General features: G+C 71.8%; 16 protein-coding genes. 12 read left to right on the top strand and 4 right to left on the bottom strand.

Going from position 1 to position 13,205, the window contains the following annotated elements; translation table 11 throughout:
• The first annotated feature begins 22 nt into the window (after nt 1-22).
• The 11 genes from ACIG5F_RS03545 (at nt 23) to ACIG5F_RS03495 (ending at nt 9,194) form a co-directional block, all read left to right on the top strand.
• Entirely contained in the window at nt 23-613 is a 591-nt protein-coding gene (locus ACIG5F_RS03545; RefSeq protein WP_396515800.1) for a TetR family transcriptional regulator, read from the top strand.
• 76 nt (nt 614-689) lie between these two features.
• Nucleotides 690-1,892 carry a cytochrome P450 gene (locus tag ACIG5F_RS03540; protein ID WP_396515799.1) on the top strand — a complete coding sequence of 401 codons (1,203 nt, stop codon included), beginning with the start codon at nt 690-692 and terminating at the stop codon, nt 1,890-1,892.
• Nucleotides 1,893-1,933: 41 nt separating this feature from the next.
• Nucleotides 1,934-2,167 (top strand): ferredoxin, encoded by a 234-nt coding sequence (locus ACIG5F_RS03535; protein WP_396515798.1) that lies wholly within the window; start codon nt 1,934-1,936, stop codon nt 2,165-2,167.
• Between the two features lie 112 nt (nt 2,168-2,279).
• On the top strand, nt 2,280-2,870 hold the full coding sequence (nadD, locus tag ACIG5F_RS03530; protein WP_396515797.1) for a nicotinate-nucleotide adenylyltransferase: 591 nt from the start codon (nt 2,280-2,282) through the stop codon (nt 2,868-2,870).
• Nucleotides 2,871-3,138: 268 nt separating this feature from the next.
• A complete protein-coding gene (gene rsfS / locus ACIG5F_RS03525; protein ID WP_396515796.1) occupies nt 3,139-3,516 on the top strand; it encodes a ribosome silencing factor in 378 nt (125 codons plus the stop codon).
• On the top strand, nt 3,513-4,121 hold the full coding sequence (locus ACIG5F_RS03520; protein WP_396515795.1) for a histidine phosphatase family protein: 609 nt from the start codon (nt 3,513-3,515) through the stop codon (nt 4,119-4,121). The genes rsfS and ACIG5F_RS03520 overlap by 4 nt, the downstream gene beginning before the upstream one ends.
• Complete coding sequence (gene octT, locus ACIG5F_RS03515) at nt 4,118-4,834, top strand: diglucosylglycerate octanoyltransferase (protein ID WP_396515794.1); 717 nt, start codon at nt 4,118-4,120, stop codon at nt 4,832-4,834. Before ACIG5F_RS03520 ends, octT begins: the two co-directional genes overlap by 4 nt.
• Nucleotides 4,835-4,845: 11 nt before the next feature.
• Complete coding sequence (locus ACIG5F_RS03510) at nt 4,846-5,706, top strand: DegV family protein (protein ID WP_396515793.1); 861 nt, start codon at nt 4,846-4,848, stop codon at nt 5,704-5,706.
• Between the two features lie 197 nt (nt 5,707-5,903).
• Nucleotides 5,904-6,650, top strand: coding sequence for a helix-hairpin-helix domain-containing protein (locus tag ACIG5F_RS03505; RefSeq protein WP_396515792.1), 747 nt, complete (start codon nt 5,904-5,906; stop codon nt 6,648-6,650).
• Nucleotides 6,647-6,904 (top strand): hypothetical protein, encoded by a 258-nt coding sequence (locus ACIG5F_RS03500; RefSeq protein ID WP_396515791.1) that lies wholly within the window; start codon nt 6,647-6,649, stop codon nt 6,902-6,904. The genes ACIG5F_RS03505 and ACIG5F_RS03500 overlap by 4 nt, the downstream gene beginning before the upstream one ends.
• Complete coding sequence (locus tag ACIG5F_RS03495) at nt 6,897-9,194, top strand: DNA internalization-related competence protein ComEC/Rec2 (RefSeq protein WP_396515790.1); 2,298 nt, start codon at nt 6,897-6,899, stop codon at nt 9,192-9,194. Before ACIG5F_RS03500 ends, ACIG5F_RS03495 begins: the two co-directional genes overlap by 8 nt.
• A 61-nt stretch (nt 9,195-9,255) precedes the next feature.
• Here the strand turns inward: ACIG5F_RS03495 and ACIG5F_RS03490 are convergent, their stop codons facing one another.
• The 4 genes from ACIG5F_RS03490 to ACIG5F_RS03475 all read right to left on the bottom strand — a co-directional run bounded on the left by ACIG5F_RS03490 (nt 9,256) and on the right by ACIG5F_RS03475 (nt 11,759).
• A complete protein-coding gene (locus tag ACIG5F_RS03490) occupies nt 9,256-9,882 on the bottom strand; it encodes a class I SAM-dependent methyltransferase (protein WP_396515789.1) in 627 nt (208 codons plus the stop codon).
• 77 nt (nt 9,883-9,959) lie between these two features.
• Entirely contained in the window at nt 9,960-10,412 is a 453-nt protein-coding gene (locus tag ACIG5F_RS03485) for a glycine-rich domain-containing protein (RefSeq protein ID WP_396515788.1), read from the bottom strand.
• Between the two features lie 497 nt (nt 10,413-10,909).
• The gene (locus tag ACIG5F_RS03480) at nt 10,910-11,164 is read right to left on the bottom strand and encodes a hypothetical protein (protein WP_396515787.1); all 255 of its coding nucleotides are present in this window, start codon (nt 11,162-11,164) and stop codon (nt 10,910-10,912) included.
• 4 nt (nt 11,165-11,168) lie between these two features.
• Nucleotides 11,169-11,759 (bottom strand): DUF4254 domain-containing protein, encoded by a 591-nt coding sequence (locus ACIG5F_RS03475; RefSeq protein ID WP_396515786.1) that lies wholly within the window; start codon nt 11,757-11,759, stop codon nt 11,169-11,171.
• Between the two features lie 183 nt (nt 11,760-11,942).
• Here ACIG5F_RS03475 and ACIG5F_RS03470 point away from each other — a divergent pair, with 183 nt between their 5' ends.
• Nucleotides 11,943-13,190: a helix-turn-helix transcriptional regulator gene (locus ACIG5F_RS03470; RefSeq protein WP_396515785.1), complete on the top strand. Its 1,248-nt coding sequence runs from the start codon at nt 11,943-11,945 to the stop codon at nt 13,188-13,190.
• The last annotated feature ends 15 nt before the right edge of the window (nt 13,191-13,205 follow it).

Raw genomic sequence — 13,205 nt, 5'->3', positions numbered from 1 at the left:
TCCCGCCGGTACGTTCACGGGCGTGACTTCAGAAGCGCCCGAACACCGCAGACGTGACGCATCGGCGACCAGGGCGGCCTTGCTGCGCGCCGCCCAGGAGCTGTTCACCGAACGCGGCTACGAGCGGACGACGGTCCGCGACATCGCCGACCGGGCGGGCGTGAACCAGGCGCTGCTGTTCCGCTACTACGGCAGCAAGGAAGACCTGTTCCACGTCGTGCTGGCCACCGAGAACCAGGCGCTGGTCACCGAGTCGCCGCCCGAGCAGCTGCTGGCCAGGACCCTGGCCCGAATGCTCAACCCGGACCGCGTGGACGCCCAGGAGAGCGTGTGGCTGGCGGCGTTGCGCTCCAGCAATCACGACAGCGCCGCCGACGCGATCCGCAAGCAGCTCAGCCAGGACTATCTCCAGGCGCTGGGCTCGCTGACCGACGCCGGGGACGCCGACCTGCGGGTCGACCTGGCGCTGGCCTTGATCGTCGGGGTCGGCACGCTGCGTTCTGTCGTGCGCAAGGAGCCCCTGGCCAGCGCCGATCCGGAGGCCGTGGCCCGGCTGGTGCTGAAGGCCGCGGCCGTGCTGCTCGAGAGGGTCGACACCGATCCCATCAGTTGACGCGGGGTAGCCGGATGCTTATCGTCAGAGATGTAAGCGGAAGCTTACATCTCAGTTCGGCCATGGGGAGCCTGACATGACGACAGTCGACCGCGGTGCGTGCCCTTACCCGTTCAGCGAGGCCCAGCGCCTTGACCTCGACCCCGAGTACGGCCGGCTGCGCGACGCCGGCGAGCTGGGCCGGGTGCGCATGCCGTACGGCGGCGAGGCCTGGCTGGCCACCAGCTACGACGACGTCAAGACCGTCCTGGGCGACCAGCGGTTCAGCCGCGCCGCCACGCTCGGCGCCGACGTCCCCCGGGCCATGCCGCTGATCCAGACCGACTCCAGCCTGCTGACCATGGATCCGCCCGACCACAGCCGGCTGCGCAAGCTGGTCGCGAAGGCGTTCACGATGCGGCGCATCGAGATGCTGCGGCCCCGGGCGCAGGAGGTCGTGGACGGCCTGCTCGACGACATCGAGGCCCAGGGCCCGCCGGCCGACCTGGTCGAGGGCCTGGCCCTGCCGCTGCCGATCACCATGATCTGCGAGCTGCTCGGCGTGCCCTACGAGGACCGCGCGCAGTTCCGGGCCTGGTCGGACGCGGTGCTCTCGCTGACCGCGCACTCCGTCGAGGAGATCCAGGCGGGCCGGGACGCGCTCAAGGCGTACCTGGCCGACCTGGTCGCGACGCACCGCAAGCAGCCCAGCGACGACCTGCTCAGCGAGCTGGTCCGGGCCCGTGACGAGGAAGACCGGCTGACCGAGGCCGAGCTGGTCCAGTTCGGCATCACGCTGCTGGTCGCCGGGCACGAGACGACCGCCAACCAGACCGGCAACTTCATCTACACGCTGCTGTCCCAGCCGCACCTGCTGCGCCAGCTCCAGGACGACCCCGGCCTGCTGAACCCGGCCATCGAGGAGCTGCTGCGGATCACCCCGCTGGGCGCCAACGTGAGCTCCCCGCGCATCGCCCTCGAGGACGTGGAGCTCAGCGGCACGGTGGTCAAGGCGGGCGAGGCCGTGCTGACCGCGATGGCCTCGGCCAACCGTGCCGGCGACGTGTTCGACCACCCCGAGGAGATCGACTTCCATCGGGAGAACAACCCGCACATCGCGTTCGGCCACGGCGTGCACCACTGCCTGGGCGCGCAGCTGGCCCGGCTGGAGCTCCAGGTCGCGGTCGGCACCGTGCTGCGCCGGCTGCCCGGCCTGCGGTTCGCCGTGCCGGTGGAGGAGGTGCCGTTCAAGCAGGGACGGCTCATCCGTGGCCTCCAGGCGCTGCCGGTCGCCTGGTGAGAGAAGATTGACCCGTTCCTGGACCGGCTGAGGAGGACAGCGTGACGGAAGACGGCCGCTGGCAGATTTCGATCGACTCGGGCACGTGCATCGGCTCCGGCGTGTGCGCCGGCACCTCGCCGAAGTACTTCACGCTCGACGGCGGCTACGGGACCCCGGTCGCCGACGAGGTCGACGCCGACGAGGAGGTGGTCACCGCCGCCGAGTCGTGCCCGATGGAGGCCATCCTGGTGCGCGAGGTCGGCACCGAGAAGGTCGTGGCCCCGCTGGACTGAGCGGTTCGGGGCGCCTGCTGCCGGCGGGCGCCCCGGCCGCTCGACTAGCCGTTCCTCACACTTCGGCGTGCGCGCAGGCCGTTCGGGTGAGGGCTGCCTACGCTGGACCGTTATGACCGACAAGCGCCGGATCGGGGTCATGGGCGGCACCTTCGACCCGATCCACCACGGCCACCTCGTGGCGGCCAGCGAGGTCCAGGCCAAGTTCGAGCTGGACGAAGTCATCTTCGTGCCGACCGGGCAGCCCTGGCAGAAGGACGGCCGCGACGTGGCCGCCGCCGAGGACCGCTACCTGATGACAGTGATCGCGACGGCGTCCAATCCGCGGTTCTCGGTCAGCCGCGTGGACATCGACCGCGGCGGCCCCACCTACACCGCCGACACGCTCGCCGACCTGGCCGACCGGTATCCCGACGACGACCTGTTCTTCATCACCGGCGCGGACGCGCTCTCGCAGATCGTGTCCTGGAAGCGGGTCGACGAGCTGTTCACCCGGGCCCATTTCATCGGCGTCACCCGGCCGGGGTTCCGACTCGACGGGCACCACCTGCCGGAGGGCTCGGTGAGCCTGATCGAGGTGCCCGCGATGGCCATCTCGTCCACGGCCTGCCGCGCCCGGGTCTGCGTCGGGCAGCCGGTCTGGTACCTGGTGCCGGACGGGGTGGTGCAGTACATCACCAAGCGCGGCCTCTACCAGTGTTGACCTGACGGGAATCCCCCGATCCGGCGCCTGGACCGGGGGACCCGTACTCGTCAGTCCTGGCGCGCTATCGCGTACGCCCGACGGGACGAAGCGCGAGCGCGCCGAGAGACTTCCCGAGCATTCGCACACCTCCCTTCGGTTGGGCCACCCCTTGCGGCCGTGTGCCGATATCTGATCGCGAGGGCCCCACCCAGGTCAACGGGTTTTTCGCGGGACCGGGGACGGTACCCTTTGCACTCAACCGTAGGTAAACAACGCTGGGAGTGACGTGGCAGCCACCGACGAGGCACGACGGCTGGCGCTGGTGGCCGCGGCAGCGGCCGCCGACAAGAAGGCGCACGACATCAAGGTGCTGGACGTGTCGAACCAGCTCGTGATCACGGACTGCTTCGTGATCGCGTCGGCGCCCAACGAGCGTCAGGTCGGCGCCATCGTGGACGCCGTCGAGGAGAAGATGCGGGAGGCCGGCACCAAGCCGGTCCGCCGCGAGGGCGCCCGTGAGGGCCGCTGGGTGCTGCTCGACTTCGTCGACGTCGTCGTGCACGTCCAGCACACCGAGGAGCGCGTCTTCTACGGCCTGGAGCGGCTGTGGAAGGACTGCCCGGAGATCCCGTTCGACGACGGGGCCAGTGAGGACGGTTCATGACCCTGAGCAGAATCCTGCTGTGGCGGCACGGGCAGACCGAGCACAACGCCAGCGGCCACTGGCAGGGCCACCTGGACTCCCCGCTCACCGAGCGGGGCCGGGAGCAGGCGCGGGCCGCGACGCCCGCGCTGCTGGCCTACGAGCCGCACCTGGTGGTCGCCTCCGACCTGCGGCGGGCCACCGACACGGCGAAGATCCTGGTCGAGGCCAGCGGGCTGCCGCTGCGGCTGGACAAGCGGCTGCGGGAGACCGACATCGGCGATTGGCAGGGCCTGACCTCGGTCCAGGTGGACGCCGGGTACCCGGGCGGCATCAAGACCTGGCAGGCCGATCCCACCTGGGCCCCACCCGGCGGGGAGTCCCGGGTCGAGGTGGCCACGCGGGCCCATGAGGTCGTCAACGAGCTGGACGAGGAGCACGACGGCACCGTGCTGCTGTGCGCGCACGGGGGGCTGATCACCGCGCTGACCGCGCAGCTGCTGACCATGCCGGTGCCGATCTGGCCGCAGCTGGGCGGGCTGAGCAACTGTCACTGGGCGGTGCTGGGGCGGCGTCCCGGCGGCGACGGCCGCTGGCGGCTGCTCACGTACAACGCCGGCGCGTGAACCTGCTCGTCCTCGGCGACTCGCTCAGCTTCCACGGGCCGGTCGGGCCGCTGGCCGCCGACGATCCGCGGCTGTGGCCGTCGGTGGCGGCCGGTGAGCTGGGCGGCGCCTCGGAGCTGATCGCCGGCTTCGGGTGGACCGCGCGGGACGCGTGGTGGGCGGTGACGGGGGATCCTCGGTTCTGGGCGGCGCTGGCCAAGACCGACGTGCTGGTGCTGGCGGTGGGCGGCATGGACACGCTGCCGTCGCCGCTGCCGACGTACCTGCGGGAGGGGCTGCGCTATCTGCGGCCGGATGCGCTGCGGCGGCGCGTCAGGGCCGCGTATCTGGCTGCGCAGCCGGTGTTGTCGCGGCTGCTCGGCGGCCGACCGGTCGCGCTGCCGGCCCCGTTGACGGAGCGATACCTGGACGACTGCGTGCGGGCGGTGCGGACGCTGCGTCCAGGATTGCCGGTGGTGGGCATGCTGCCGCCGGTGCACCACGCCGCCGTGTACGGCTACGTGCACACCGGGCGGCCAGCCGGGGAGGCCGCCGTGCGGCGATGGGCCGGGCGGCACGACATTCCGCTGCTCGACCTGCCCGGCCTGATCGGGGACCACGTCCGCGGCGGGCAGGGCAACCCGGACGGGATTCACTGGGGATTCGACGCGCACCGCGCCGTGGGCCAGGCGTTGGCGGACATGGTCCGCCGCCTCGACCACGTCAGCACGTAGGCTGGGCGGCCGTGTCCGTCGCAGTCGTCACCGACTCCACCGCGTACCTGCCGGAAGGCTTCGCCGAGCGGCGCTCGGTGCGGGTGATCCCGCTGCATGTGCTGGTCGACGGGGTCGGACGGCTGGACGGCGTCGATTTCGGGCCGGCCGAGCTGGCCGGGGCACTCGGCGACCGGCGGACCGTCACCACGTCCCGGGCCAACCCCGCCGAACTGGCCGCCGAGTACCGCAAGGCACTGGAGGACGGGGCCGAGGCCGTTGTCGCCGTGCACCTGTCCGGGGAGCTTTCCGGCACGTGGAACGCGGCGTGGATGGCGGCCGAGGAGGTCGGGCCGGACCGGGTGCGGATCGTCGACTCCCGTTCCACCGCCATGGGCCTAGGGTTCGCCGTGCTGGCCGCCGCTGACGCCGCGGCCGCCGGTGCCTCCGCCGCCGAGGTCGAACGCGCCGCCACCCGCGTCGCCGCCCGGGCCCGGACGTTCTTCTCCGTCGAGACCCTGGAACACCTTCGGCGCGGCGGCCGCATCGGCGCCACCGCCGCCCTCCTCGGCACCGCCCTGTCGGTCAAGCCCCTGCTGCACGTCGAGGACGGCCGGATCGTGCCGCTGGAGAAGGTCCGCACCACCAGCCGCGCCATCGCCCGCCTCGTCGATCTGGCCGCCAACGCCGCCGGCCGAGGCCCCGTCGAGCTGGCCGTGCACCATCTCGCCGCCCCCGAACGCGCCGCCGAACTGGCCGCCAAGCTCGAGTCCCGCCTGCCCAACTCACCCGGCTGCCTGGTTTCGGAGGTGGGCGCGGTGATCGGCGCCCACACCGGCCCCGGCGTGCTGGGCGTGGTGGTCGTCCCCGGCGGCCTCACGCCTCCGGCCTGACCCAGATGGCCTGACTTACCGGCCTGGCTCCGACACCGCGCGATGTCCCCTCGCGCGCCGAGCCGAACCCACCATCGTCCCACCGGCCCGCAGCCCCCAAGATCGCCTCCAGGGCAGTTGTCCACAGCCCCCGAGTTGTCCACATCTCGATCTTCACGCGCCTCCTCGACCGGCCCCCGCGCCCTAGCGTCGACGGCGTGCTCGATCGACTGCGCCCCGGCGCCTCCAACCACACGACCCAGGTGCGCAAGCGCCTGGCCGAAGTGCTCGGCGGCGCCGTGCCCGAACCGCAGGACCCGCCCGAGGACCGGGCCGGTCCGTCGGTCGAGCGCTGGCTGCCCGGAGGCGCCCGAGTCCGCCGCCCCCGAACGGCGGTGCTCGCCCTCGCCGGCGTGGCGGTGCTCGCCGCGCTGGCCGCTGCCCTGGGCATGTGGCTGACCCGGCCCGTGCTGGAACAGCCACCCGCGCTGCCCGCCCCCGCCTCCCCAACCGCCGCGCACAGTGCGGGGGCGGGCAGAGCCGGGCCGCCCGCCGGCGGCCCGATCGTCGTCAGTGTCGTCGGCAAGGTCGCCCGACCCGGCCTCGTCCAGGTGCCGGACGGCGCCCGCGTCGCCGACGCCCTACAGGCCGCCGGCGGTTCGCTGCCCGACGCCGACCTCACTCAGCTCAACCTGGCCCGCAAGCTTTCCGACGGCGAGCAGATCGCCGTCGGGGTGCCGCAACCGGCGGCCGCGCCGGGCCAGCAGCCGCCCGGCAAGGTCAACCTCAACACAGCCAACCAGGCCGAGTTGGAGACCCTGCCCGGCGTCGGCCCCACCATGGCGCAACACATTCTCCAGTGGCGCGCCAAGAACAGCCGTTTCCAGTCCGTCGATCAGCTCCGCGAGGTCGACGGCATCGGCCCCACCAGATTCGACCGTCTCAAGGACTTGGTGCAGACATGACCGATGCTCGGATCGACGCGGAAGCGGCCGAACGAAGCCGGATGGGGCACGCGGCCCGGTTTGCCAAGGCTTGCCGGCAACGCCTCGCGGTGGCGGCCCTTCCGGTCGCTCTCGTTTGTGGGCAGGAGTTCTGGTGGGCGCTCGTCGTCGCGGGCGTCGCGGCGGTGATCGAAGTCGTCCGCTACCTGAGGTCGCCGCCGTTCCTGCGCATGCGCCTCCCCGCCGGCAAGGAAATGGGGCCGCCGGATGACTGACACACGGATGGTGCCGGTCGCCCTGGTGGTGTGGGCGGTCGCGACAGTGGGCCTGGCCTGGGGCTGGCAGCTCAGTTGGCTGCTCGGTGTCCTGGCCGTGGTGACGTCCCTGGTGGTCGCCTTCCGCTCACTGCGGTGGCGTCCGCACGCGGTGTTGGTGATCGCGCTCGGTTCGCTGGCCACGTGCTGGATCGCGACGGTGATTCACGCCTCGGCGACGCATCCGTTGCGGCACGAGGCCGAGCGGGGTTCGATCGTCAGGCTTCGGGTCGAGGTGTCGGAACGGCCGAGACCTCTGCGCACGCAGGGATTCGGCAGCCGTCAAGGCGGCGCGGACCGTGTGCTTGTGCCGGCCGGCGACGTGGTCGTGTTGGCTCAGGCCAAGGACTGGGCCGATCTGCTGCCGGGGCAGTGGCTCACCGTCACCGGGCGGGCGGCCCCGGCCCGGGGCGGCGACCTGACGGTCGCGGTCGTGCAGGCCCGCGGATCGCCGGCCGAGGTGACATCGGCCCCGGTGTGGCAACAGGCTGCGGCGGTGCTGCGCAGCGGACTGCGGCAAGCGTCGGCGGTGCTGCCGGACGAGCAAGCGGGCCTGGTGCCGGGACTGGTCGTGGGCGACACCGCAACGCTGTCGCCGCGGGTGTCCGACGAGTTCAAGATCGCCGGCATGACCCACCTGCTCGCGGTCAGCGGCGCGAACCTGGCGATCGTCGCCGGAGCGGTGCTGTTCACGATCCGGTTGCTGGGTATGGGACCTCGGGTCGCCGGCGCAGGCGCGGGCCTGGCGGTGATCGGGTTCGTCATCCTCGCCGGTCCGGAGCCGAGTGTGCTGCGAGCGGCCGTGATGGGCGGCCTGGCCCTGCTGGCGCTGGTGCTCGGCCGAGAGAGATCGCTGCTGCCGGCGCTGGCCTGGTCGGTGGTGGTGTTGGTCCCGATCGACCCGTCGCTCGGGCTGAACGCCGGCTTCGCGCTGTCGGTGTTGGCCACCGGCGCCCTGGTGCTGGTCGCGCCAGGCTGGGCGATCTGGTTGCGGGGCAAGGGAATACCGCCGGGCATCGCCGAGGCGGTGGCGGCGCCGCTGGCCGCTCACCTCGTCACCGCACCGGTTGTCGCCGGCCTGTCCGGCGAGGTCAGCGTGGTGGCGGTGATCGCCAACCTGGTCGCCGAGCCGGTGGTCGCGCCGGCCACGGTGATCGGCGTGCTGGTGACCGCGGCGGTGCCGGTCAACCAGGGACTGGGGGAGTTGCTGGTCCGGGTGACGAGCCCGGAGGCGTGGTGGCTCATCCACGTCGCCCGCTTCACGTCGTCGATGCCGATGGCGAGCCTGCGGTGGCCGAGCGGACTGCTCGGCGCGGCGCTGCTGACGGCCGTGTTGCTGGTCGGCTGGGCCGTCCTGCGGTCTCGACGGTTGCGGGCCGTGGTGGCGGTGATCGTGGTCGGTGCGGTGGTGGTGTTGATGCCGGCCCGGCTCGCCGGATCGGGCTGGCCGCCGACAGGGTGGGCGATGGTGAGCTGTGATGTGGGGCAGGGCGACGCGCATGTGGTGACGACGTCCGATCCGGGCCGGGTGGTGGTGATCGACACGGGTCCGGATCTCAGCTCCATCGTGGGCTGCCTGCGGCGGCTCGGGGTGGTCAGCATTCCGCTGGTGGTGCTCAGCCACCTGCACGCGGACCATGTCGGCGGCCTGTCGTCGGTGCTCAGCGACTACCCGGTCGGCGTGGTCGGTGTCGGCCCGCTGCACGAGCCGGCGTGGGCATGGGACCAGGTGCGGCGGCAGGCCGCGAACGCGGGCGTGAAGGTGATGGACATCGTTGCGGGGCAACGATTCGAGTTACCGGGAGTGAGCATGACGGTCATCGCGCCGAAGGACGCGCCCCGCCATCTGGGGCCCAACGCCGACGGCACCCCGGTGAACGACGCGTCGCTGGTGCTGCGCGCCGACACACCGGGCGGCCGGATCCTGCTCACCGGCGACATCGAGCTGGAGGGGCAGGCCAACCTGTTGGCGGACAACGAGGATCTGTCCGCCGACGTGCTCAAGGTGCCGCACCACGGCAGCCGCTACTCGCTGCCGCGCTTCCTGGAGCGGGTGCGCCCCCGGGTGGCGATGGTCAGTGTCGGGGCCGGCAACCCGTTCGGGCACCCCAGTCCGATGATCGTCGACGCCCTGAAACGGGAAGGAGCAACGGTGTTGCGCACCGATGAGGACGGTGACGTGGCGGTCGTCGCGAGCCGTGACGGCCCGCTGATCGCCCGGCGCGGATCCGAGCGCGTCACGCACCGGTAGCGCCTTCGTGTAAACCCCGCTGCGGGACCAGCACAGGCAGGTCTCCCAGCACAGGCAGGCCTCACAGGGCAGATGCGTGTACCAACAACGTGCCGACCGGGTTGCCAGCCGGCGCGGGAATGATGGTGGTGTCGGCTGCGAAGCCCGCGGTGGTGAGCATCTGCTGCCACTGCTGGGCGGGGTAGTTCCACTTGCTGACGGCACGGCCGGAGGTAACGCCGGCCTCTGTGGCGGGCAGGTGTGAGAAGCCGAAGACACCGCCGGGGCGCATCCGCTTGCGTACCAAGGGAAGCAGGATCGCCGGGTCGGTAAACCACACCGCGCCGAAGATCGAGTACACGACGTCGAAGGTCTCGTCGGTCTCGGTGAGGAAGGTGACGGCGTCGGCGGTGACGAACTCCAAGCCCGGCAGATGCCCCCACTCCGTGGTGGCCGTGTCGGTTCTGCTGGGAGCAAGGTCCACCCCGATGCAGATCGCGCCCAGCGTGGCCAGGTGTGCGAGGTTCGAGCCGGTGCCCGAGCCCAGCTCCAGCACCCGCCGACCGGCCAGCTCGCCGAGCACGGACTCGTTGGGGCCGTGGTCGGGGTATTGGGTCCAGTTCAGCCAGGTGCTCGCGCCGGCGGTGTTGACCCACCGTCGGGGTCGAGCGTTGCTCGCGTAGCGTTCCCACGCCTCGGTGGCGCTCACCTCGGGTGTCCTCTCAGCAGTGGTGCCGCTGGTCTCGTGCCCGCAACGGCACGAGACCAGCGATCGTAGCGCCGGAACTACTTCTTGCCGCCGGGGCTGTCCGCGCAGCAGGCGTGGCACTGGTGGCAGTCGACCTCCAGCGCGCCCCACAGCTCGGTGTCCAGCGCGAACCCGGCCGCGCGGATGGCGGCGATGGTCTGCTGGAGCACCATGGGCTGGCTGGCGCGTTCCTCGGGCAGGTGCGGCACGTGGTGCAGGTAGGTGCCCGCGTGACGATGGCTGAAGTCGATGTAGCGGGGCGTGTCGAGCACGACGGAGTGCACGCCCTTGTCCACCGCCGGCGTCGGGCCCATCGCGATGTTTGGGTTCTCCGCCGAGGTGACCAGGTAGGCCACGGTCTGGCCGAAGGTCCGTTCGGCCAGCTCCCGATCCATGTCGTGGTCGCGCATGATCAGGCGGACCTCGCGCTCCCACATCTCCGAGGACACACAGGTGCGGGGGTCTCGAAGTTCTACTGCGGCAACGGTCATGCCAGTACTCCCTTCGATTTCGGTGGCCACGGGCGCCGGTGGCGCCCGTGGCGTCGGGGTGCGGTGGGCGCCGCGTCGTGTCGGGGTGGCCGACGCGGCGCCCACCGGTTAGATGGCCGCCGACGGGGAGGAGGCGAACGGGCCGGCGGCCGGAGCGCCGGGAATCTTCGGCGCGTGTCGGGGTGTCTGCGGTGAGCAGGTGGCGATGGGCGGTGGCCCAGACCGAGCACGGATACCGGCGGCGTCGGCGCCATCCGGAACACCGTAGGCACCGGCCTCGGGTGTCGGGGTGGTGCTGGTCCAGCAGGTCACGCCAGGCTGTGGTGAGGCGGAGGATCTCGGTGTCGATCAGCGCGGCGCGGGAGGCGGTGTCGCCGTCGGTGGCCAGCGTGTCCTGGTAGTCCAGGCGCCGGTAGACCTCGGTGGGAAGCGCCAACGCGGCAGGGTGAGGGATCACGGCTCCTTGGTGCCAGGTGCGTCGCCGACGTCCCAGGTGGTCACGGTGTCGGCCAGAGCGTGGGGTGCAGGTCCAGCGGGACCAGGAAGCCGATGGGCATCCCGGCGGCCTGGATGTGTCGGGCAGCGGCGTCGAAGCCGTCGCACGGCCAGGTCTGTTGCAAGCACAGCGGGCACACGGCTGGCTGGTCGGGCGCGGGCAGGTGCGCGGAGAGCTGCTCGATCGCCTCGACCACCTGGCCCGCCGGGCTGTCGATCGCCACGACCACAGCGGTGACCTCCCGCAACCAGCCCACCGGATCAGGCGGCGATCGGCGCGATTGGGTTCTGGTGGCGCGGCAGCCGACGACGGCCACCGCGCAGGTCGGCGATCAGGTCGTCGTAGCCGATGGACAACTCGCTGACGTGGTTGAGCAGGGCCGAGGCGAGGTCGACGCCGGCCGGGTCGTCGCGGTCCTTGACCAGGTTCCACTGCGTCCACGCGCCGGTCAGTCGGTCGACCAGCCCACCGAGGGACTCGGTGTGCACCGGCGCCTTCCGGTTCGCCGGCAGCGCCGCGTGCGCCCACTGGTCGATGCGGTCGATGAGCACCGCGCGGCCGGTGTCGACGGCGGCGACCGCGCGGGCCGCAGCGGCCAGCACGTGGTCGTCGGCCGCAGGGTCGCTTGTCACCTGGCGTGCTTCGGCACGCTGCCGGTGCTGGGCGGCCAAACCGGCCGCGGCGGCGAGGACCGGGTGCCGGTGGCCGTCGACCGGGGTGATGGTGCAGGTCCGGATGATCGCCGAGGGGCGGGGGACCTCGGCGGCCACAACGGCGCGGTCGGGATCCTGCACCGGACTCGGCTGATGATCATTGGCCGGTGCGGCCAGAGGGGTGTTCGTACTGGTCATCGCCGCTGCCTCCGTTACTGTGAGAGTCGCGTCACGTCGCTGTCGGTTACACAACCGCGAGCGGCGTACCGGAACCACAGCGGACACGCGGCAGGAGTGCGGCATCTGTGCCGCATCCACCGCTCTGACCAGCGGCGATCCGATCGGGTGACCCCCGGGTCGGACGCCGTGGCGGGAGGCTCGATGGCAGCCCGACGCAGACTGATCACGCGTCGCCGTGACCTGGGCCTGTCCCAGGAGGACATCGCCGCGTCGCTGGGCGTGGAGCGCTCGACAGTCGGACGTTGGGACAGCGGGGAGACCGCTCCGGCCTTGTGGTTGCGGCCGCGACTGGCGAAGCTGTTGGAGATCACTCGGACCGAACTCGGGGACATGATCGCCGAGGCCGACGACGACCGACCGGCCGCCACCGGCTGGCCCGACCTCGCGGAGAATGACGACATGGCCCTGTACCGTCGTGATCTGCTCCGCATGATCAGCCTGGCCGGTGCCCTGCTGGCTCTGCCAGCGGTCGAGGACGACCTCGCCGACACCGACGAGGTGGCCGGCTACGTGCGGCTCAACAGCCATCTGTGGCAGACGTTCGCGCTGACCTCCGCCAAGGCCACGATGCGGGCCGTGGTCTGCGAGCAGCTGCGGATGCTGACCGCCAGCCTGTCCCAACGGCACGGGCCTGCCACCCGACGACGGCTGTGCGCCCTGGCCGGAGACCTGTTCCAGCTGGCCGGAGAGATCCATTTCGACGCCAGCGACTACACCGCCGCCGCCCACTGCTACACCCTGGCCGCCGAGGCCAGCGAGAAAGCCGCAGCGTTCGACCAGTGGGCGTGCGCGTTGACCCGGCACGCGTTCATCTCCGTCTACGAGCGCAAGTTCACCGACGCCGCGCCGATGCTGGAGGCCGCCGCCGGGCTTGCCCGCCGGGGTGATTCCCAGCTGTCGACCCGCTACTGGGTCGCGGTCGTGCAGGCCGAGACCTTCGCCGGCCAGGGCAAGCTCGCCGACTGCCAGCGGGCTCTGGGCCGAGCGGAGGGCGTGCTGGAGTTGCACGGGCCGATGCACAACGGCGGGTGGCTGCGCTTCGACGGCTCCCGGCTGGCTGAGGAACGCGGCACCTGCTACGCCACGCTTGGCCGCCTGGATCTGGCCGAGGCCGCGCTGACCGACGCCTTGCGTCAGGACCTGTCCACCCGGCGACGTGCCAGCGTGCTGACCGACCTGGCCACGATCGGCGCCCAGCGCCGCGACCCCGACCAGGTGCTCGTCCACGCAGCTCCCGTGCTCGCACAGGCCCGCGCGACCAAGTCCGGCGTAATCACCAGCAAGCTGCGCGGGTTGCAGCCCCAGCTGGCGCCGTTGCTGGCCAACAAGCAGATCGCCCGGCTCAACTCCGACATCAACGGCCTGGTCGGGGCATCGGCTGCCCGATGACTACAGGGAGGAACG

It is taken from the genome of Kutzneria sp. NPDC052558 (genome assembly GCF_044547355.1).
In the GTDB taxonomy this organism is placed as follows: domain Bacteria; phylum Actinomycetota; class Actinomycetes; order Mycobacteriales; family Pseudonocardiaceae; genus Kutzneria.
This window is presented reverse-complemented; position numbering and strand designations above follow the sequence as displayed.